The sequence below is a fragment of the Pseudoalteromonas sp. B62 genome (assembly GCF_037162565.1).
In the GTDB taxonomy this organism is placed as follows: domain Bacteria; phylum Pseudomonadota; class Gammaproteobacteria; order Enterobacterales; family Alteromonadaceae; genus Pseudoalteromonas; species Pseudoalteromonas fuliginea.
Genome location: NZ_JARLVB010000002.1, coordinates 1,547,124 through 1,568,471, shown reverse-complemented (window position 1 = coordinate 1,568,471; position 21,348 = coordinate 1,547,124). Strand labels below are relative to the sequence as shown.

General features: G+C 40.1%; 17 protein-coding genes and 1 pseudogene. 1 reads left to right on the top strand and 17 read right to left on the bottom strand.

The genetic code is table 11. The features are described 5' to 3' along the window. Positions 1-287 precede the first annotated feature (287 nt). The 13 genes and pseudogenes from P4S71_RS11565 to P4S71_RS11505 all read right to left on the bottom strand — a co-directional run bounded on the left by P4S71_RS11565 (position 288) and on the right by P4S71_RS11505 (position 14,131). The gene (locus tag P4S71_RS11565) at positions 288-1,715 is read right to left on the bottom strand and encodes an NAD-dependent succinate-semialdehyde dehydrogenase (RefSeq protein WP_337150698.1); all 1,428 of its coding nucleotides are present in this window, start codon (positions 1,713-1,715) and stop codon (positions 288-290) included. A gap of 734 nt (positions 1,716-2,449) precedes the next feature. Beyond that, positions 2,450-2,788: an ISC system 2Fe-2S type ferredoxin gene (fdx, locus tag P4S71_RS11560; RefSeq protein ID WP_007377671.1), complete on the bottom strand. Its 339-nt coding sequence runs from the start codon at positions 2,786-2,788 to the stop codon at positions 2,450-2,452. Between the two features lie 11 nt (positions 2,789-2,799). Next, positions 2,800-4,662 carry a Fe-S protein assembly chaperone HscA gene (gene hscA, locus P4S71_RS11555; RefSeq protein ID WP_337150697.1) on the bottom strand — a complete coding sequence of 621 codons (1,863 nt, stop codon included), beginning with the start codon at positions 4,660-4,662 and terminating at the stop codon, positions 2,800-2,802. A 41-nt stretch (positions 4,663-4,703) separates the two neighbouring features. Continuing rightward, on the bottom strand, positions 4,704-5,231 hold the full coding sequence (gene hscB, locus P4S71_RS11550) for a co-chaperone HscB (RefSeq protein ID WP_337150696.1): 528 nt from the start codon (positions 5,229-5,231) through the stop codon (positions 4,704-4,706). Positions 5,232-5,326: 95 nt separating this feature from the next. After that, on the bottom strand, positions 5,327-5,650 hold the full coding sequence (gene iscA / locus P4S71_RS11545; RefSeq protein WP_007377674.1) for an iron-sulfur cluster assembly protein IscA: 324 nt from the start codon (positions 5,648-5,650) through the stop codon (positions 5,327-5,329). 12 nt (positions 5,651-5,662) lie between these two features. Then, the gene (gene iscU / locus P4S71_RS11540) at positions 5,663-6,046 is read right to left on the bottom strand and encodes a Fe-S cluster assembly scaffold IscU (protein ID WP_007377675.1); all 384 of its coding nucleotides are present in this window, start codon (positions 6,044-6,046) and stop codon (positions 5,663-5,665) included. A gap of 41 nt (positions 6,047-6,087) precedes the next feature. Beyond that, positions 6,088-7,305 (bottom strand): IscS subfamily cysteine desulfurase, encoded by a 1,218-nt coding sequence (locus tag P4S71_RS11535; protein ID WP_002958425.1) that lies wholly within the window; start codon positions 7,303-7,305, stop codon positions 6,088-6,090. A 24-nt stretch (positions 7,306-7,329) separates the two neighbouring features. Beyond that, entirely contained in the window at positions 7,330-7,821 is a 492-nt protein-coding gene (gene iscR / locus P4S71_RS11530; protein WP_002958424.1) for a Fe-S cluster assembly transcriptional regulator IscR, read from the bottom strand. Positions 7,822-8,077: 256 nt separating this feature from the next. Further along, a complete protein-coding gene (gene trmJ, locus P4S71_RS11525; protein WP_096792402.1) occupies positions 8,078-8,803 on the bottom strand; it encodes a tRNA (cytosine(32)/uridine(32)-2'-O)-methyltransferase TrmJ in 726 nt (241 codons plus the stop codon). A 207-nt stretch (positions 8,804-9,010) separates the two neighbouring features. Continuing rightward, positions 9,011-9,766 (bottom strand): class I SAM-dependent methyltransferase, encoded by a 756-nt coding sequence (locus tag P4S71_RS11520; RefSeq protein ID WP_337150695.1) that lies wholly within the window; start codon positions 9,764-9,766, stop codon positions 9,011-9,013. 57 nt (positions 9,767-9,823) lie between these two features. Next, positions 9,824-11,004, bottom strand: a pseudogene (locus tag P4S71_RS11515) (response regulator transcription factor). 326 nt (positions 11,005-11,330) lie between these two features. Then, the gene (gene prlC / locus P4S71_RS11510; protein WP_306725130.1) at positions 11,331-13,370 is read right to left on the bottom strand and encodes an oligopeptidase A; all 2,040 of its coding nucleotides are present in this window, start codon (positions 13,368-13,370) and stop codon (positions 11,331-11,333) included. Positions 13,371-13,456: 86 nt separating this feature from the next. Next, entirely contained in the window at positions 13,457-14,131 is a 675-nt protein-coding gene (locus P4S71_RS11505) for a DUF2461 domain-containing protein (protein WP_337150694.1), read from the bottom strand. Positions 14,132-14,209: 78 nt separating this feature from the next. Here P4S71_RS11505 and gorA point away from each other — a divergent pair, with 78 nt between their 5' ends. Further along, entirely contained in the window at positions 14,210-15,574 is a 1,365-nt protein-coding gene (gorA, locus tag P4S71_RS11500) for a glutathione-disulfide reductase (protein ID WP_337150693.1), read from the top strand. 796 nt (positions 15,575-16,370) lie between these two features. On the opposite strand, the gene P4S71_RS11495 is transcribed toward gorA, so the two are convergent. The 4 genes from P4S71_RS11495 to P4S71_RS11480 all read right to left on the bottom strand — a co-directional run bounded on the left by P4S71_RS11495 (position 16,371) and on the right by P4S71_RS11480 (position 21,346). Further along, positions 16,371-16,679: a hypothetical protein gene (locus tag P4S71_RS11495; protein WP_337150692.1), complete on the bottom strand. Its 309-nt coding sequence runs from the start codon at positions 16,677-16,679 to the stop codon at positions 16,371-16,373. 226 nt (positions 16,680-16,905) lie between these two features. Next, positions 16,906-17,487: a hypothetical protein gene (locus P4S71_RS11490; protein WP_096794066.1), complete on the bottom strand. Its 582-nt coding sequence runs from the start codon at positions 17,485-17,487 to the stop codon at positions 16,906-16,908. 23 nt (positions 17,488-17,510) lie between these two features. Then, entirely contained in the window at positions 17,511-18,410 is a 900-nt protein-coding gene (locus tag P4S71_RS11485) for a contractile injection system tape measure protein (RefSeq protein ID WP_337150691.1), read from the bottom strand. A gap of 104 nt (positions 18,411-18,514) precedes the next feature. Continuing rightward, positions 18,515-21,346 carry a hypothetical protein gene (locus P4S71_RS11480; RefSeq protein ID WP_337150690.1) on the bottom strand — a complete coding sequence of 944 codons (2,832 nt, stop codon included), beginning with the start codon at positions 21,344-21,346 and terminating at the stop codon, positions 18,515-18,517. Positions 21,347-21,348 lie beyond the last annotated feature (2 nt).

Here is a 21,348-nt window from a genome sequence, read left to right as displayed (position 1 = left end):
CATTTACACACGGGGTTATTTCTACTTATAGAAATCCTTTTACTTTTTATTAGTTTTTGTCTTATTTTTTTAACAAAAAATATACTGCCAAAGGTAGCATTTAGTGCCTTGTGTGGCAACAGTAAAGGATAAAGATCATATATCTGCCACATTACTGTAATAAAAAATTGATTATAAAGATTTACGTTTACAATCACTTGTACCCATATTGACAATATAGCTGTTAGTTTGTTTTTTGCCCATAAATTAAGCGTTATAAGCAAATAAACCGCGTAAATAAGACGTTATTAAATTTTAATGCACACGTACTTTTCTTCTAAGTACTCATCAAGTCCTTGATGGCCGCCTTCACGCCCTAAACCTGACTGTTTAACGCCACCAAATGGCGCTACTGGGTTTGATATAACACCTTCATTTACGCCGATCATACCAAATTCAAGCCCTTCACTAATTCGGTAGACTTGCTTAATGTTTTGGCTGTAAAAATAAGCTGCTAGACCAAATGGTACATCGTTGGCAAGTGCAAGCACTTCACTTTCTTCATCAAAAGGAATAACCGTTAATACTGGCCCAAATACCTCTTCGTGGTAAATATCCATGTCAGTGGTTACATTATTCACTATTAATGGGTTTTGAAAGCTGCCATCTAAGTCACTATTATCGCCAATCAGCGTCGCGCCTTTATCGAGTGCGTCTTGTACTAACTGCTGCACTTTCTCTTTGGCTTTAGGGTAAATGAGTGGGCCAATATCAACATCGTCCTCAAAACCATTTGCCACTTTTAACGCTGCAACCTTAGGCGTGATTTTTGACAGTACCTTGTCGAGAATATTACGTTGTATAAAAATACGGTTTGCAGCAACACACGCCTGCCCACTATTTCTAAATTTAGCCGCCATTAGCCCTTCAACAGCTTCATCTAAATCTGCATTATCAAAAATGATAAAAGGCGCATTGCCGCCAAGCTCCATTGAAGTACGCTTTATTGTGCTTGCACACTGCGATAGTAATTGCTTACCTACACCGGTAGAGCCGGTAAATGTAAACTTACGCACAACGTCTGAGTCGGTTAACATTTTGCCTACTGTTTTGGCATCTTGTGAAACCAGTACATTAAATGCACCTTTAACAAAACCAGCTTGATCGGCCAGATAAGCAAGTGCAATAGCGCATAGTGGCGTATGTTCAGAAGGTTTAAGTATAAAGCTACAGCCCGCAGCGTAAGCTGGCGCTACTTTACGAGTAACCATAGCAACAGGGAAGTTCCATGGCGTAATACCAGCTACAACACCTACAGGCTGCTTAAAGCTAGTTAAACGATGCGAGTCATCTGTTGGCGGAATTACATCTCCGTAACTACGTTTGGCTTCTTCTGCAAACCATTTGATAAACCCTGCACCGTAGTTAATTTCGCCAAGGGATTCTTTGAGCGGCTTGCCTTGCTCTTTAGTCATCAGCTCTGCGAGTGTTTGCTTGTGCTTTATAACTAGCTCATACCAGCGCATCAAGGTTTCACTTCGCTCAGTCGCATTCGTCTCTTTTAACTTAACAAAAGCCCATTGAGCTGCGGTTATTGCGCTATTTACACCCTGCTCGTCAATATCGCTTACTTCAACAATACTTTTTTCGGTAGCGGGATCGTTAACACTAAAGCGCGTGTCAGTTTTATAAAATTCGCCGTTAATAAATGAGTCTGAAAAAATAAGATTACTCAAAATAGATCTCCTAAAGGCTACGTATAAAAATTACAGGTACGTGTTAATTTAGTAACAAGCGAGGTATAAAACCTCACCTACATCAATACATACACCAAACTTGTAGGTGTGAATTTATTTCGCGCTTATGCAACATAGCGAGGTATAAAACCTCACCTACATCAATACATACGCCAAACCTGTAGGTGCGAATTTATTTCGCGCTTATGCAACATAGCGAGGTGTAAAACCTCACCTACATCAACACATACACCAAACTTGTAGGTGCGAATTTATTTCGCGCTTATGCAACATAGCGAGGTATAAAACCTCACCTACATCAACACATACGCCAAACTTGTAGGTGCGAATTTATTTCGCGCTTATGCAACATAGCGAGGTGTAAAACCTCACCTACATCAATACATACGCCAAACTTGTAGGTGCGAATTTATTTCGCGCTTATGCAACATAGCGAGGTATAAAACCTCACCTACATCAATACATACACCAAACTTGTAGGTGCGAATTTATTTCGCGCTTATGCAACATAGCGAGGTATAAAACCTCACCTACATCAACACATACACCAAACTTGTGGGTGCGAATTTATTTCGCGCTTATGTAATTTGGTTTTAATGCAGCTTTAATGCAAAACAAAGCGAGATATAAAGCCTCACTTACAAAAATGAACGTATACAAACAAAAAAGCCGCTGTATCAAACAGCGGCTTTTAATAAATTTATCGTTAAAAACTAGTGCTCTTCATTAACGATATTGAGATTGTACTTAGGTATTTCAACCACTAGGTCTTCATCTCTTATAATTGCTTGGCAACCAAGGCGCGATTCAGGCTCTAAACCCCATGCTTTATCTAGCATGTCATCTTCTAGCTCATCACTTTCGTCAAGTGAATCAAATCCTTCACGAATCACTAAGTGACACGTAGTACATGCACACGACTTTTCACAGGCATGCGCAATGCTAATACCATTTTTAAGCGCAGCGTCGAGTACCGTTTGGCCTGTTGGTGCTTCAATTGCAGCGCCGTCAGGACATAATTCAGGATGTGGAAGAAAAACAATTTGTGGCATTCTAATCTCTCTTAAATGTTGTCTACTGACTGCCCTGTAAGGGCCTTTTTAATTGATGCATCCATTCTACGCGATGCAAAATCGCTACTCGCATTATCGACTTTTTCGATAGCTGCTTTAATCTCGCCAGGCTCTTGTGCATTTTCGCGCACTTTTACCAGTTCTGCAATTTCAGCGCGTAAGTTAGCTAGTTGCGTATCGTCAAGCAATGCTCCATCGCTTGCAAGTGATGCATTAAGCGCCTCAATTACGCGCAACGCTTCTACTTGTTGCTCTTTAAGCATACGTGCTTGCATGTCGCCTTTGGCGTTGCTCATTGACTCTTTTAGCATGTTAGCTACTTGGTCATCAGATAAACCAAACGACGGTTTAACCTGAATCTCAGCTTGTACACCTGTTGATTTTTCCATAGCTGAAACACTTAATAAGCCATCTGCATCAACTTTAAAGGTTACACGAATATGCGCAGCGCCTGCCGCCATTGGTGGAATACCTTTTAAGCTAAACTTAGCAAGCGATCGACAATCATCAACAAGCTCACGCTCACCTTGCAGCACATGTAATGACATGGCTGTTTGGCCATCTTTAAACGTTGTAAATTCTTGTGCGCGTGCTACCGGAATCGTCGTATTGCGTGGGATGATTTTTTCAACCAAACCACCCATCGTTTCAAGGCCCAGTGATAACGGTAATACATCAAGCAATAACATGTCAGAATCTGGCTTATTGCCAATTAACACGTCGGCTTGAAGCGCGGCACCTAAGGCTACAACACGATCAGGATCGATTGAAGTTAGCGGCTCTTTATCAAAAAAACTTTGTACTTGGCTACGTACTAATGGCATACGGGTTGAGCCGCCTACCATAATAACTTGCAGTATTTCTTCGTTTTCTATGCCAGCGTCTTTTACAGCACGACGACACGAACGCAGCGTTTTTTTAACCAGTGGCATAGCCAGCTCATCAAATGTTTCACGGGTAACTTCTACCGTGTATTTTTGGTCGTCAAACTCAAGACCTACGTTCACTTTTGCATATTGGCTAAGTGCTTCTTTACACGCTTTTGCTTTATTGATGAATAAACGTAAAACTGAAGACGATAACGCCGACACACCAGTTTGCTGTTTAAAGTAATCAACAAGGAGCGAGTCAAAGTCATCGCCACCGAGGCTAGAGTCGCCACCGGTTGCCATTACTTCAAACACACCTTGGTGTAATCTAAGTACTGATATATCAAATGTACCACCGCCTAAATCGTAAACAGCAATAATACCTTCTTGACCTGAATCTAAACCATAAGCAACCGCTGCTGCTGTTGGCTCATTTAATAAACGTAGTACGTTAATACCAGCAAGCTCTGCGGCATCTTTAGTACTTTGGCGCTGTGCGTCATCAAAGTACGCTGGTACTGTGATTACAGCCCCTAAAATTTCTTGGTTGCCAAAACTTTGCTCAGCTCGTGCTTTTAATGCAGCTAAAATATGGCTTGATGCCTTAATTGGACTAATTTTACCTGCCGCAGTTTCTATTGCTAGCGCACCATTGTGCTCACAGAATTCATACGGTAGTTGCCCATAACTTTGCTCTATTTCAGCCTGAGTTTTACCTAAAAAACGCTTAACCGAAATAAGTGTATTCGCAGGGTCTTGCGTTGCAGCTTGCGCAGCTTCTGCGCCAACAGTAATACCGCCTGCTTGATAACGAACAACCGACGGTAACATAGCCGCGCCAAGATCATCAGTTAACGTGCGGGCTTCGCCACTTTGCACTGTTGCAACTAATGAATTGGTTGTACCAAGGTCAATACCAATCGCTAGTTTATGTTCGTGTGGTGCCGCGCTCTGCCCCGGCTCAGCAATTTGCAATAATGCCATAATGCTCTTTAAACTCGTGTTGCTCGCTTTGCAGCAAGTAATTAATCGTCAAATAAACTATCTTCAATACGTTCAAGTTCGTCGCGTAACTTATAAACAAACTTCAGTTTACGAATATTATCAGCGGCAAGTTGATATTGCTGCTCATCGTTACTTGCGAGTTGCTCGGCAAGTTGTGCACTGTACTGCGTGTTTAGTTGCTTAATTTGTTTTTCAAAATTTGCAATGGCGGTATCAGGATCGCTTGCTGATGTTAGCTCTTCAAGTTCTTCGCGAAGTTCCATTTGTTGCATTAAAAACATTGGATCTTGCAAGGTTTGCTGCTCTGCACGAATATCAACGCCTAGCTCGCTCAGCATATACTCGGCACGCTTTACTGGGTGCTTTAATATTTGCAACGCATCGTTAATTTCGGCGGCGCTTTGCACGGCCATTAACTTATCACGGCTACTCGCATTCGCGTGGCGATCTGGATGTACAGTACGCTGTAATTCCAAGTAGTGCTTGTTAACTGTTGCTAAATCAATATTGTAGTCAACGGGTATTGCAAATAACTCAAAATAGCGCATAACTTCAACCAATAAAATTCAGAAATTAATTTCAAAAATAACAAAGCCCTACATTAACTGGCAGGGCTTATTTATACTACAAAGATATTTTAAGCTTAAACGGTAAAGCTTTCGCCACAACCACACTCATCTGCTTGATTAGGGTTTCTAAATTTAAACCCTTCATTTAAGCCTTCTTTAGTGTAATCGAGCTCTGTGCCGTCAATGTAAACTAAGCTTTTAGCGTCAACAATTAATGTGACACCTTTAGCAGCAAAAGTTTCATCGTCTTCGTTTAAATCGTCAACAAACTCAAGTACATAAGCAAGACCTGAACAGCCCGTCGTTTTAATGCCAACGCGCAGGCCTAAACCTTTGCCGCGGTTTGCTAAAAATGATTGTACGCGGTTTGCTGCCGCATCTGTCAATGTCACTGCCATGAGTTTCTCTTCTTACTTCGCTTGTTTGCTTTTGTAGTCTGCAATTGCTGCTTGAATTGCGTCTTCGGCTAAAATTGAACAGTGAATTTTCACTGGTGGTAATTCAAGCTCTGCACTGATATCAGTGTTTTTAATTGTCGCTGCTTCGTCTAGCGTTTTGCCTTTAACCCACTCTGTTACAAGTGAAGAAGAAGCAATTGCGCTACCACAACCGTAGGTTTTGAATTTTGCATCTTCAATAACGCCTTCGGCAGATACTTTGATTTGCAATTTCATTACGTCACCACATGCTGGTGCGCCTACCATACCCGTTGCCACTGACGGATCGTTCTTATCTAGAGTACCTACGTTACGTGGGTTTTCTACGTGGTCGATTACTTTATCACTATAAGCCATTATTCTATCCTCATTACCTGCTAGGGTATGTGCTCACACTATTAGTGGTGAGCCCATTCAACTGAATCTAAATCAATACCTTCTTGATGCATCTCCCAAAGTGGAGACATCTCACGTAGGCGACCGATAGAGTTTTTCATTAATTCGACGGTGTAATCAATCTCTTCTTCGGTAGTAAAGCGACCAATACTAAAACGAATTGAGCTATGTGCTAATTCGTCGTTACGGCCAAGTGCACGCAGTACATAAGAAGGCTCTAAGCTTGCAGATGTACAGGCTGAACCTGACGATACTGCAATGTCTTTTACTGCCATAAGTAACGACTCACCTTCAACAAAGTTAAAGCTGATGTTTACAATGCCAGGTACTGATTGGTCTTGTGTGCCGTTAAAGTATACTTCGTCCATATCAGCCATAATGCCGTCGATTAAACGATTACGTAAGGCGCTGATGTGTGCGTGATCTTTTTCGAAATCTTGCTTAGCAATTTTAAACGCAGTACCCATACCCACTAATTGGTGAGTTGCTAGTGTACCAGAGCGCATACCACGTTCATGTCCGCCACCGTGCATTTGCGCTTCAAGGCGAGCACGTGGTTTACGACGAACGTAAAGTGCACCAACACCTTTAGGGCCATACACTTTATGTGCAGAGAACGACATAAAATCAACTTTAAGCTGTTGCACGTCGATTAATACTTTGCCCGCGCTTTGCGCTGCATCTACGTGGAACATAATTTTACGTTCGCGACACATTTCGCCTATAGTCGCGATATCTTGAATCACACCTAGCTCGTTATTAACGTGCATAATGCTTACAAGTACTGTGTCGTCACGCATTGTGTCGGCAAGTTTTTGTAAATCAAGTAGGCCATTTTCTTCAACGTCCATGTAAGTTACTTCAAAACCCTGGCGCTCAAGTTCACGACATGTGTCGATTACAGCTTTATGCTCAGTTTTAGCGGTAATAACGTGCTTACCTTTTTTCTTATAAAACTGTGCTGCACCTTTAATAGCTAGGTTATTTGATTCTGTTGCACCCGATGTGAAAACAATTTCACGTGGGTCTGCATTAATTAAATCAGCAATATCTGTACGCGCTTGGTCAACAGCTTCTTCTGCTTGCCAACCAAAACGGTGTGAGCGTGACGCAGGATTACCAAACTTACCGTCCATTGTAAGGCACTGCATCATTTCTTTAGCAACACGTTCATCAACAGGCGTGGTCGCTGCGTAATCTAAATAAATCGGTAACTTCATTTCTCTCTCCGCTGCAGGTCAACCTTAAAGTTGACAGCTTACTTGAATGTTTTCCAACTGCTTAATTGCATTATTGATACTGTTATCTTGGCGCGATGCTATTTCTTTCACATCTGATTTTTCCACCAATTCAGCAAGGGTAATATTATTCAAAAATTCTTCTATGCGTGCGCTTAAGTCTGACCACAAATTATGTGTTAAACAGCGCATACCACTTTGACAGCCGGTATCGGCACCTTGGCAACGTGTAGCATCGACCGATTCGTCTACGGCGCTAATAATATCGCCAACAGAGATAACGCCCGCTTCACGCCCTAGTAAATAACCACCACCAGGCCCACGAACAGAACTTACTAAGCCATTTTTACGTAAACGAGCAAATAATTGTTCAAGGTATGACAAAGAAATTTCTTGTCGCTGTGAAATATCAGCAAGGGCTACAGGACCTACACCTGTGTGCAGTGCAACATCCAGCATCGCTGTAACGGCATATCTGCCTTTTGATGTTAACTTCATAACGCCCCCTGCACAAAGAGTGCAAATTTTAATTACCAGAGTAAATTAGTCAAGTATTATCACTTGATAAAAATTTGATTTAAAACTCTTACTTATTAAATTGTAGAGTTAACAAATTTTTTAATACCTGACCTCTTTGGTCAAGTATTACAGCCATTGTAATTACCTGAGTATTTTAGTCAAGTATTAGCTAGTTATTTAACCACTGGTTTTTATAACTAATCGCTATACCTAAGTTACTTAACCTGAACTCTGGTTACTTAGGGATAGACTTATTAATTGAAGTGAGAATACCGCGTAGAATGTTCATCTCTGCATCTTCTGGACGAGCACGGTTAAATAAACGACGTAGTTTTGTCATTACAATACCTGGGTGCTGTTTTATGATGAAACCGGTGTTAAATAGTGTCTCTTCAAGGTGGTCATAAAACAACTCAGTTTGTTTTGAGCTTGGGTAAACAGTGTCATCTTCTTCAACCTTTTTAGGTTGTTGATTTAAAAACGCCATACGCGTTTCGTAACACAGAGTTTGCACAGCCATCGCTAAATTAAGCGAGCTGTATTCAGGATTCGCAGGGATGCATACATGGTAATTACAAAGCTGTAATTCGTCGTTGCTTAAACCACTGTTTTCGCGACCAAATACTAATGCCACAGGGCCATTTATAGCTTCCGCAACGAGCTTTTCACCACATTCACGAGGTTCAACCATAGGCCAAGAAAGCGTACGTGAACGTGCACTTGTACCAATTGTTAATGCACAATCGGCAATGGCTTCTTCAACTGTACCAACAATAACAGCATTACCTAAAACATCACTAGCACCTGCAGACAAAGCACTCGCGTGGCTGTCTATTTCACATGCAGGGTCAACTAAATACAGTTTTGATAAACCCATGGTTTTCATGGCGCGAGCCGCCGAACCAATATTGCCTGAGTGTGATGTGTTAACTAAAACAACGCGAATATCATCTAAGATCATTGCTATGCTACTTACCTATACCAAAAAATTGCGCGAATTCTAACACGAAAGTGTAATAAGATCCTAGATTCAAAAGGCGAGATCCTAAGATCTGGCCTAATATAAGGCATCTTACGTGAGTCGACTTTAATGTCGCTGCAAGCAAACTATAAACTATGGTTTCAGCGACAATTTAATTGTATAAAAACACCAATCTATTCTTAGTGTTTAAACCATTGCCGCTTTTACATACACATCAAAACGGTTCTTTTTGGTTTTAATTTGCATACTTGGGGTTTTGTCATTTAAAAATGGGGCGTAATCGGGACGTTTTACTACTACGCGCTTACTGGCAAGTGGGTAGGCGAATTCGAGTAAATCGTCAGCGTCGGTATCTGCACCAACAAGCTCTTGAAATACACGCATTTCTTTTTTTACTAATGCTGATTTTTCGCGGTGGGGAAACATAGGGTCTAAATACACAACATCAGGCATGCTCTCGCATTGCGCTAATAATGTATGGCTTGAGCCAAAGACAAGGCTCATGTTTTCTTTCATCCACAAACCAATTTCAATGTCGTTATAAGCACGTTGCAAACCATCATACAATAACGCGGCGACTACGGGGTGGCGCTCATGTAATATAACGTTGCATCCAAGTGACGCAAGTACAAAACCATCACGCCCTAAGCCGGCAGTTGCATCAAGCACTACGGGCGTTGCGCCTTTATTTAAGCCAACCGCTTTGGCAATTGCTTGGCCTTTACCTCCACCAAACTTGCGCCTATGCGCCGCTGCGCCGGTTACAAAATCAACGTTGATCGCGCCTAATTTGGGTTCATCTGTTTTATATAAACTCAGGCCGCTATCGTCGTAATTCAGCCGAAAACCATTGTTTTTCTCTGCCCATTGAGCCAAACCAAAACGCGTTTCTAACTCATTTAAATAAGGGCGACACTCTTTAAAAGCACACTGAATAACCACTCTACACTCCGACGATAAAATACCTATTTAGTATATCAATCAGTACAGGTTAAAGCACTAAAATAGCTCTATATCGTTATTTTCAGTGGTATTTTGTAAGACAACTTCACTATCGTTACTACGCAAGCTAGCGAGTAGCCCATTACGAGTTTCACTAATTTGCTTAAGCTGACATTTAATAAATGCTAAATCGCTATTAGCAGAAGTAAACAACTGCATAGTTTTATCTAGCTTGGTAAAGTAAGACGTTAAGTCACAAATATTATCACTCTCTTTTTGCACTTTAATTGCACTATCAAGCTCACTTAATTGCTCTATAAGCTGTTTAGCAATACTGTTTTTTGCCTGGCTCTGAGAATCTAATTGCTTCACTATGTCTTCAAGCACGATGCCTATTTGCGTGGCCTGTTCGTAGCTATTTTCATTATTTTGTATAGTGATCACTTTTTCATTGGTGATCTCCAATATGTGCGGAAACAAATCTTTGTAATGCCCAAATTTAGCGCTATCGTCAACGGGCATGTTTTTTATCAGTAATGATATTTTAGGGTAATTAATAATTGTGCTGGAGCTAATATCGACAAAACGCTGTGCATGCCTATGTTGTTCTAATAACTCTTGTTCTAATGGGCACACTGCACTTTGCTGAGAATAAAATATGCCTCTACTTTCATACCAAAAAACAACAACAACATCTAAATATAAATGTGTAAAAAAGGCTAAAAAATATTCGCTTAATGATGAGAAATTATTAGCATGATAACTTTGTCCAACGTAGCGTATTATTCGGCCCATATCACCTGATTCAGTCATCGCCATTTCGGCTGTTTTATTTGCGTGCGCTACATCATATTTTAACTTTATGCCTTGCTGTCGATATTCGTAAAGCACTTTTATGCGCGCCATTAATTCTTCTGCGTTAAAAGGCTTAGCTATATAGTCAGATGCACCAGCACTGTAACCTTTAACACGATCAGCCAACTCAATATTGGATGATAAAAACATAACGGGAATATCTTTGGTTAGCTCATTTTTTTAATCGTTTGGCAAACTTCAAAGCCTGATTTACCCGGCATTTCTATATCGAGCAAAATAATGTCGGGGTTATATTTATTAGCGAGCCTTAAACCTTCATCCCCATCTTTTGCATGAATAATTTTACAAAACCCTGCTAAAGACTCCTCTATTATATGGTGAACCAACTTATCGTCATCAATTGCCAATATTAGCTTTGCCATGCCCTAGTCCATTTTATTAGGTATGTTAAGAGCATAGCTCGGTAGACTGAATTTACTAAAAATTTTAGTGAATAAGTTAAGGCGTATTGATCTTTGTGGATTGAAATTTGTCCCTAGAAAGAAGCCAAAGGGCAGCGCATGTTTGGCATTTATGCTGCGTTATCGCCTATTTATGGGGAATAACCACACTACATAGGCTCTGCCTTGCCTAAATACCAAACAGTCTGCTGCAAATTCACCACCAAAGATCAACACGCCCTAAAATTTAGATAATAAAAAAGCGCCATTAGGCGCTTTAATTTGGTTTGTGCTAAATATTAGCTTTTTTAAGCTGCAATACCGCTGTGGCGTAGTAACGCGTCAACATTAGGCTCACGACCACGGAACTTTTTAAATAATTCCATTGGCTCTTCACTGCCGCCTTTTTCTAAAATATTTTGCATGAAAGCTTGCCCGGTTTGCGGGTTAAAAATACCTTCTTCTTCAAATTTAGAATAAGCATCAGCAGATAGAACTTCAGCCCATTTATATGAGTAATAACCAGCGCTGTAACCGCCTGCAAAAATGTGGCTAAAGCCATGCTGAAAACGGTTAAACTCAGGTGGATTAACGACCGAGGTACGGCTACGCACATCGTTTAGTACGGCTTGAATTTGACACTCTTCACCCGCTTTATAATCATTGTGGATTTTAAAGTCGAATAACGAGAACTCAATTTGACGTAGCATTTGCATGCCTGAGTTGTAGTTTTTAGCCGCTAGTAGCTTATCAAGTAGCTCTTTAGGTAACGGCTCGCCCGTTTCATAATGACCTGAAATAAAGCTCAATGCTTCTTCTTCATAACACCAGTTTTCTAAAAACTGACTAGGAAGCTCTACCGCATCCCACGCTACACCATTAATACCCGCAACAGGAGCAGCATCAACTTGTGTAAGCATGTGGTGAATACCATGACCAAACTCGTGGAATAAGGTTGTCACCTCGTCATGAGTAAACAATGCAGGTTTATCGCCAACCGCTTTATTAAAGTTACACACTAAATAAGCCACTGGAGTTTGTAGTTCGCCGTTAGCACGTACTTTACGACCCATACAGTCATCCATCCACGCCCCACCGCGTTTACGGTCGCGTGCATATAAATCGAGGTAAAAACGTCCACGTAAGGTATTGCTGCTATCTACAATTTCAAAAAAACGTACATCTTTGTGATAAGTATCAAAGTCAGTAACTTCTTTTACGCTAATACCAAATAAGCGGTTAACGGTTTCGAATAAGCCACTTAATACTTTATTTGCAGGGAAGTAAGGACGTAGTACTTCATCTGAAATAGCGTATTTTTCTTGCTTAAGTTTTTCGCTGTAGTAACCAAAATCCCATGCTTCTAATTCAGAAATACCATGCTTTTGCTCAGCATAGGCTTTTAACTCTGCCACTTCTTGCTCTGCTTGTGGTTTTGATTTAGCCGCTAGGTCTTCTAAAAACGAGAATACTTGCGCCGGTGTTTCGGCCATTTTAGTTGCCAGTGACTTTTCAGCGTAGCTGTTAAATCCTAGTAACTGTGCAAGTTCATGGCGAAGCGCAAGCTCCTCACTCATAATCTCTGAGTTATCAAATTCACCGGCATTAGGGCCTTGATCTGATGCGCGCGTAGAAAACGCGGTGTAAGTTTCTCTGCGGAGTTCGCGGTTATCTGCATAAGTCATAATTGGTAAATACGACGGGAAATCAAGGGTAAATACCCAACCGTCTAACTCTTTACTTTTTGCTGTGTCAGCTGCAAGCGCTAAAGCAGATTCTGGCAAGCCAGCTAAGTCGCTTTCATCAGTAATATGTTTGTGCCAAGCAAGTGTGGCATCCATTACGTTGTTGCCAAATTTTGAGGCTAGTTCTGATAAACGCGCGCTAATTTCGCCGTAGCGTTTTTGCTGCTTCGGTGCTAATGCAATACCCGATAATTTAAAATCACGAAGCGCATTAGTAATTGTTTTTTGTTGTGCTGTAGTCAGCGTTTTAAATTCGTCGCTGTTATAAAGCGTATTATACGCGTTGTATAAACCTTGGTGCTGACCTACAAATGTTGAATATTCAGATATTAACGGTAAGCATTGCTCGTAAGCTTCACGTAATTCGTCGTTATTCATTACTGAATTTAAATGCGATACAGGGGAGAACATGCGCGATAATTTGTCGTCAGCTTCTTCAAGGGGTAATACTAAGTCATCCCACGTGTACGAACCTTTCGCTAGCACGTCATCAATGGCTTTACGACAAAGCTCAATACCGTCTTTTAGTGCTGGTACTACGTACTCAGGCTTTATTTTTGAAAATGGTGGTAAGCCTTCAAGGCCAATTAGTGGGTTGCTCATAAATACTCTCTTTGCGTTAATGCATTACGTTTTAAATTGGGTCTAAAAGTAAAAAAACAACTCAACTGCTTTTAAGTTGTGTAATTTTAATAAGGTTGCTCTAAAGCAAAGCACAAATAACCCATTAATGAGTCGGCCACTTTATAACGTTCTAGTACCGTATCAACTAGGTTATTGCTGCATATTTGCTTTTGAGTAAGTGGGCTAATGGCTATAAAGTCTTTTCGTTTGAGCTCATCTATTAAGGGATGCTCTTTTTCAAAACCTCTTGGTGGGCGTTTTAGCGACTCTCCTGACATTTCAAATATAGATTTAAATTGCTCATCATAAATTGCTTTTTTATAGCTATTTGGGTTTTCATCTATGCAGGTTCTAATTGCGTTAAGCGCCTTTGATTCTGGTCGCCAAATACCAGCACCTATAAAACATTCGTCATTTGCTAAGTGAAAATAAAAACCAGGGGCGTGTACGTCTTTTCCCATAAAATGGCGAAATTGAATTCCTACATTAATTTTATATGGGGTTTTATCTTTACTAAAACGCGCGTCTTTATGGATTCTCATTAAACTACCGCCGACTTTTTTATCTGATGCGACAAAATGGCTAGAAACCTCAGCAAGTGGTGCTTGCATTTGCCTAATGAAATCTAAAGCGGGCTCTCTTACGTATTCCTCATACTGTGATTTATGGTCGTTAAACCAGTCTCTATTATTGCTTTGATCAAGCTGAGCAAGAAATTCGAATGTTTTTTTACTAAACATAGGTCACCTAAACACTCTTTATTTTTAAAACTTAATGTTATGCTAATGCGCATAAAACTCAACGCCTAAGGACATAAAATGACACAACACTTTGATTATATTGCAATCGGTGGTGGCAGTGGTGGTATTGCCTCTGCAAATAGAGCGGCAATGCGTGGCGCTAAAGTAGCACTTATAGAAGCAAAACACATGGGCGGCACATGCGTAAACGTGGGTTGCGTACCTAAAAAAGTAATGTGGCACGGTGCTCAGGTTGCTGAAGCAATTAATTTATATGCCCCAGATTACGGCTTTAATGTTGAAGTTAAAGGCTTTGATTGGAGCAAGTTAGTAGAAAGCCGTGAAGCCTACATAGGCCGAATTCATAAAGGTTATGACAGTGGCCTTGCAAGCAATGGCGTTACTGTAATTAAAGGTTTTGCTAAATTTGTAGATAATAAAACAGTTGAAGTAAACGGCGAGCACTACACAGCCGACCATATATTAATTGCAGTAGGTGGTCGCCCAAGCATTCCGCATATTGAAGGTGCTGAACACGGTATCGATTCAAATGGCTTTTTTGAGCTAAAAGAGCAACCTAAGCGCGTTGCCGTTATTGGCGCAGGCTACATAGCCGTCGAGCTTGCTGGTGTATTACATGGTTTAGGTACTGAAACACATTTATTTGTTCGTAAGCATTCTCCACTTCGTAACTTTGACCCATACATAGTTGAAACACTTGTTGATGTTATGGCTGCTGAAGGCACTACTCTTCATACAGAATCTGTACCTCATAAATTAGTTAAAGAAGATGATGGCTCTGTAACGCTACATTTAGATAATGGCAAAACTCATAACGTTGACCAAGTAATTTGGGCCATTGGCCGCCAGCCAACAACAGATGCAATTAATGTAGCCGCTGCCGGCGTAGAAGTTAACAGCGATGGTTTTGTTAAAGTTGATGAGTTTCAAAATACCACAGCTAAAAATGTATACGCGGTTGGCGATATTATCGAAAACGGTATTGAACTTACGCCTGTAGCAGTGAAAGCAGGGCGTACCTTATCAGAGCGTTTATTTAATAAAGAACTACCTGATGATTTAAAAATGGATTACAGCCTAGTTCCTACTGTTGTATTTAGTCACCCACCAATTGGTACTATTGGCCTTACTGAGCAAGAAGCTATCTCTCAGTATGGCGAAGAAAACGTTAAGATTTACCAATCTGGCTTTACGGCTATGTACACAGCGGTAACTAAACATCGCCAGCCTTGTAAAATGAAGCTTGTATGTGCCGGCCCAGACGAAAAAGTAGTTGGCCTACATGGTATTGGTTTTGCGGTGGATGAAATGATTCAAGGTTTTGCCGTTGCCATGAAAATGGGTGCAACTAAAGCTGATTTTGATGCTGTTGTGGCTATTCACCCGACTGGCTCAGAAGAGTTTGTAACCATGAGAGGTTAGTGTAAAAAAGATACACATAAACGTTTTCAATATCTGAAAACGTTAAACTCCCCGCATTAATCACTTTATCAATGAGGGGAGTGATCAACTAACTTTAGACAGTAAATTAATTTTTCCATCCGTAGCAGTAAGGCGAGCCGCCTATTGTGACTATGTAGCCCTCCAAGCTTTAATCTATACAGTAACAACCTATATCTTTCTCTATTTCTGAGTTATTTCGATAAACGGCTGTAGGTAACCATTCTACTTTTAAACTTCTTGATAAACGCCCTACCCTTATTATCGCCTTACGGTCTTATGTTTTGTTGAATTGGATAACAGTATGGGAACTTACTGCCAGCTTTGTTACTTCTTTCGGTTACGCTTGTTTCTACCTCCTATCAAAGCTTCTTTTATGACCATAATTAGTGCCATCACTACCGGCGATATCATTCCTACCACGGCAGTAAACGCTTGAAGCTCAAGAAAATATCCAGCAAGGCAAGTTACTAAGACTAACACTACCGTAGTGGGCATCGCCCATCGTCCTATTAACATAATGACAATATCTTGAGGCATAGTACGATTGGTAGATTGATCTATATTTGTTTGCTCAAGCTCGGGGTTAGATTTGTTTTTTGCATCGCAGTCCGATGAACTCTCAAAATTTTTTTCATCAAAATTACTCCTCTGATTAATAAATTTTTTGGGGAAGGAGGGGAGGCAAAAGCCTCCTTAGTCAGTCGCTGCAATAGTCGTTATTAACAGGAGAAGGAAGGAGAGTATGGAAGAGGGTTATGTCTTTAAATAGGGCTACTTAATGAAGCCAAACTTGAGGACTAAAAAAGTGTTGTTCCGGTGAATATTCGAGTTGAGAATATAGGTGTGTTTGATTGGCATAAATATCAAAATAAAGAGTATATAAACGAAGCCATATAGTGAGCCTAGGCTGATCAGTTTGATTAATTTGTTGCAGCGTGTACGAACACATTACGCCACTAATAGGGAGTGAAAAACACTGCTGAAATTGCACTAATAATTCGTCAACATAGCCTTTAACTGATGCTTTAAATAATAAATTAGCAATACTTTGTTGCTGGATATTTTCTCCTGCAACTGCAGCCATATTTCTTCACAGTAATGATGTTTAAATAGTTGGTATAGCTCAGATGAGGAGAAGCCAATGTCCTTCATGGTTTGCCAGCAGGTGAGATCCTCAATATTGACACTATAAATGTTTGCTGCTTCACGCTTTAAAGCAAAGACTTTTTCAAATGCCTGCACATAATTTGCCATTATCACTTCCTTTGTTAGAACTTCTAGGAATAACGTGCGGGCATTAGAAATGTGAATTAAATTCGACTCAAACTAGTCCTTTTTTCAATAAAAATAAGTGAAATAAAATCATCAAGGATTGATGCTAGCTCTGAATGATTCCTTAAATGCCCGTGCCACAAAGTCTTAGACTCGCCATTCGCTAGAAAGTGGCTGTATCCTTCATCGTCAAAATATAAGTGTTGTATCTGACTATTTAACTGTGCTGTTTTATAACGACAAGCAATATGATTGCTGCCTGGTTGTGTGAAAAATACCATTTGACTATCACCGGAGGTTATTGTGTTGTCACTTTGTAAATTACCATTAAATTTAAATGTGACTTCATAAATAAAATCAACAACAGTGTTGCCACTCTCTAACTGAGCTGTTTTCGTCATAACTTCACTCGCGTAACCATGACTGGCCAACTCTATTTTTATATCACTTAACTGCGCTAACACTGTGTGTGAAAACAGCTCGTCAAAGTAACGTTTGCGATCGTATTCGCTAAGTAGGCGAGTGCTATCGGCTTTCGCTTTAGCAGCGTCATAAAGTGTTGATTTATGCTGATGTGTAAGAATCAACTCATGCGTGTTGGTTTCGCTATAGGTATGCATAAAAATCCTCTGTAACTTGTTTGTTAAAAACCATACTTCCATTCAATATGAAGTAACACTTGACCTAACCAAGGTAATGTCACCATGCCAAGCCCCCAAGGCAACTTTGACATTAGAACGTCTTGCGGCATAGTCACTACGCGAATGTGACAACCTGATTCTGTTTGCTCAACCGTCCCCTCTCGTGTAATAAACATCTTAGAAAACTCAATAGTTGGCATTCTTTTTAACACTTCCCAACGATTCACAAGCGCATGTAACATATGATCAATTGCCATAATTGTCTGTTCATTCAACTCAATGGGTTCCTCTATTTGGGTATCTAATGGCAGTCCCAGCAACGCATTAACGGTTAAACTAACTTCAATAAGTGGATCAATATTAGCGATATAACAAAGCACGGCATGCGCCTGCATTTGCGTGTCATCGTTTTTAAACTCCCCTTCATCCATCAGCTCAAGCCTGGTAAACAAAGTAGGTAAAAAAGGCCATAGAATAACCAAACCCACATCAAATGTGACAGGCTCACTTTGCTGTTCATTCACTTGTTGTAATTGCGCTAGCTGCGTTTTAACTTGTGAAATAGCACTTTGAACAACCCCTTTTTCGCCCTCTGAAGACGTGGTTCTGGCAAGCTTTGTTAAAAGTCTTTTACTTTGTTTAATTGCCTGTTTGAGATCAGAATTTTGCAGTGTTGATTGAACATCAGCTCGTTTTTCTATATGAGCTAATAAGTTTTGCGTTTCATCAACGCGTTCAACCGCCATTAATGCGTTAAGTAGCGTTTCTGAGCGGGTTACTACTAGGTTTTTCTCTCCTTGAGGCGAAGTTACGAGCGTCTGTGCTATCAATGCTTCTTTTGCGTCATGTTTAACTAATATTGATGAATGAGTACCTATGGTTTCCTCTGTATATGAACTCACTTTATTAAGCTTATTATTCTGTGCTGATAACGCTGAACCATGGTGTACTTCATCGTCTTTAATTGTCTCTATATCCAGCTCGACATGTGAGCTTTGAGTTTGTTTTATACCCCCTTACTTTGGCGTGTATTATTATTTTCAAACGCTATTTTTTGCATATTGAGCTTAGACACTTGCGCTGAATTATTATCGAGTGTCACTTGTTTTTTATCGACATTAACTTGATGTTCATCGCTATACTCAAACGTTTCTGAAGGTTTATGACTTATGTTCATATCGCTACTCATGTTTAACAATACGCTGTCATTGTTATCTTCATGCGTAAGTACATCTGGTAGAAAATTATTACGTAGTTTGTCATCGTCTTTAGTGGCATTTAAGGTAGCTTTAGTGAAAGACACTTGCTCGTCCTCAACCAAGGTTGATACCGCTCCATGTGTAATATGCGTATCAACTTTATGCTTTTGCAAATTACATTGCACCGCTAGAGGTTTTTCATCCACCTCATATTCTTGGGTTATGTTATGAGTAACGCTGTCAGCTCGTCGCTCATTTTTTTGTGGCTGAAAAACCGTAACTTGTTCATCATTGAAATTTGCTATGCGTGATGTATAAAGTTCCTCAATATTAAAAGGCTGCAGCCATACACTATTCATTTCTGTTAGATGTTTTGTTGCATGACTAATCAAAGGTGTGAACCAAGCATCCAAACCAACCTCGGCACGCGCTATGAGCGGTAACTTTTGAAGTAGCTCTTTTTCAATCAAACCTAAAGACTGAACGTGCTGTGTAATTATTTTTTGCAGCTGCTTGCACTGCTCATCTTGCTTTATTTCACCAAAAAGTAATGAACTTAGTTCATTAGCAAGCCATACTTGCTGATTTAAAACAAAACGATAAACACGTTGTAATGATGGCTGATAGCAAAACTGTAATTTATACCCAAATTTAGCCATGTGGGTGACTCTAGCGTAACATTGCCAAGTAATAGAGCCACGGTTATTCATTGCAGTTTGCCCAGATGTTAAAGCATGTTGTTGCTCAAAACTTTGAACCATGTTTACTAAATTGCGGTTAAGTTTTTGATAAAGTTTATCTAAACACTCATGCATAGCTTTTTCACTCTGCGCACCATCAAATAACAATCCAGTTAAGTTAGCTTGAGTAGTTGATTCATCTGAAAGAGCGCGTTGACACTCTACCTGTAACTTTTCAACGATCCGATTAAGTGCATGACCACTTTCTGTACTGTGTAATTGCAACCATAAGTTCGAGTTTTTTTGAATAGGTAAGCTTTTCAATAGTTCAATAACACAAGGTAGTACTATGTGATCATAGGCATCTAGGGACATCGTTTGTTGATACTGCACCAACCAAATTTTAATCTGTTTGAGCACAGTCGATAGTTCATTATGGTTAACTTGTATAGCGAACTCATCTAATTGCTTCTTCGTCGCTATTTGCTGATATTGCTTACTCCATCTATTTACGTCATCAAACCAGCATTGTATTTCTTGTTCAGGTATACGCTTTTTTACTTGCCATTTAATCGGTCTCTCTAAGAGTAGAGCTGGCACATCAGGCAACCGACTCAACAAGCTATAGAGCCTCAACACTCCCAATTTTTGGTTATTTACGTGGCAACTAAATAGTCCTTCAGAACCTAGCTTGTCTGTTAGTTTTACTATTTTATCTACTGTATGCTGCGGTGTTTCTCTCTTTCGAAAAGTATCGCCGACCGCTTGAGTTATTTGGGTTAATTTGGAAGCTAAAGTTACGCTTAGTCGTGTTTGATTGGCGCGAATAACCTGCAGTGCGAACCAAGCTTTTAGCCTTTGCTTTGGTAAAGCATGTGAATCAGCAAGGATCTGTAATAATGTTAATACCTGTTTTAAAGTTTGTTGTTGCTTTACCCCTAAAACATTGACTTTTTTGGCTATATTTAGTTTCCTACTGTCATTGTTAACCAACTCTGACTGCTCAACCAGCTCAATTGCTAGATCACTTTGCTTCGCAGCACTAGTCACAATACGCTGTAAATCACTCAGTAATTTTTTATTACACTGCGCTTTATTTAATACACACCACATGCTGAGCATTTGCCTATATTTAGGTGTATTAAGTACAGCAGTAGTTTGTAGTAATAATCGCTCGCTAAAAGCGCTATGGGCAACAAATAATTCATGTAGTGAGAGCAACAAAATGCACTGTTGTTCGCGCTCAGTATGCTCAGTGATACTCGTCGTAAATTCTAATAAGCGAATAAAACGATCACATTGCGCCATACTTAAGCAAGCCAACAATTTGCTAACTCTTTGCTGTTCTTGCGCATTATAAAGTGGCGCCACCAGCAACAGGAGTACCGTTTTATCTTGTTTGAATAACTGTACTAACCTTTGCCTAAGTTGCGGCCAATTTGGCTCTGCTTGGAGTTGCTGAAGCGGGTTAGAGATGGTTTTAATTGCTTCACTAATTTGCCTTTTTAACTCAAGTCTAAGCGTCGTCTTGGCCATTATTCCCTGTGGATTTTGTTTACTTAATTTTGTAAGTAAACTAAGTAAAACTCTATTAAGACGAGTTGCACCTTGGCTATTTATCACAGCGAACTGAGCAGAGTTCTGTTTACGGTATTGTTTTAATGGCCTTGCTATGCTGTCGCTCAGCAGCGGATAAACATAATGTTTAAACGCTGCAAATGGGTCTAGCATTACAAATTGCCAATCAATTTCAGCCAAATCAATAACCAAATCAGGTAACTTAATCGTATCAAGCTGTAAGTCTGATTCATCTAATTCAGGCCAGTCCATTTGTGATAGACCTTGCATGATCCACTCTGAAAATTGACTTTGAACATCATCCAAGGTTATGTCTGATGCACGCAAAGCTGATTGAGGGGCCTGTATATCAGCCCTAAACTGTTTGATGGTTAGTTTCATAA

Excerpts from the sequence above, each read along its gene's own strand:
- gorA (WP_337150693.1), top strand. The coding sequence starts at position 14,210 with ATGACACAACACTTTGATTATATTGCAATCGGTGGTGGCAGTGGTGGT.
- P4S71_RS11505 (WP_337150694.1), bottom strand. The coding sequence starts at position 14,131 with ATGTTTAGTAAAAAAACATTCGAATTTCTTGCTCAGCTTGATCAAAGC.
- fdx (WP_007377671.1), bottom strand. The coding sequence starts at position 2,788 with ATGCCACAAATTGTTTTTCTTCCACATCCTGAATTATGTCCTGACGGC.
- P4S71_RS11490 (WP_096794066.1), bottom strand. The coding sequence starts at position 17,487 with ATGCATACCTATAGCGAAACCAACACGCATGAGTTGATTCTTACACAT.
- iscR (WP_002958424.1), bottom strand. The coding sequence starts at position 7,821 with ATGAAGTTAACATCAAAAGGCAGATATGCCGTTACAGCGATGCTGGAT.
- hscB (WP_337150696.1), bottom strand. The coding sequence starts at position 5,231 with ATGCGCTATTTTGAGTTATTTGCAATACCCGTTGACTACAATATTGAT.
- iscU (WP_007377675.1), bottom strand. The coding sequence starts at position 6,046 with ATGGCTTATAGTGATAAAGTAATCGACCACGTAGAAAACCCACGTAAC.
- hscA (WP_337150697.1), bottom strand. The coding sequence starts at position 4,662 with ATGGCATTATTGCAAATTGCTGAGCCGGGGCAGAGCGCGGCACCACAC.
- prlC (WP_306725130.1), bottom strand. The coding sequence starts at position 13,370 with ATGAGCAACCCACTAATTGGCCTTGAAGGCTTACCACCATTTTCAAAA.
- trmJ (WP_096792402.1), bottom strand. The coding sequence starts at position 8,803 with ATGATCTTAGATGATATTCGCGTTGTTTTAGTTAACACATCACACTCA.
- P4S71_RS11495 (WP_337150692.1), bottom strand. The coding sequence starts at position 16,679 with ATGGCTGCAGTTGCAGGAGAAAATATCCAGCAACAAAGTATTGCTAAT.
- P4S71_RS11480 (WP_337150690.1), bottom strand. The coding sequence starts at position 21,346 with ATGAAACTAACCATCAAACAGTTTAGGGCTGATATACAGGCCCCTCAA.
- P4S71_RS11535 (WP_002958425.1), bottom strand. The coding sequence starts at position 7,305 with ATGAAGTTACCGATTTATTTAGATTACGCAGCGACCACGCCTGTTGAT.
- iscA (WP_007377674.1), bottom strand. The coding sequence starts at position 5,650 with ATGGCAGTGACATTGACAGATGCGGCAGCAAACCGCGTACAATCATTT.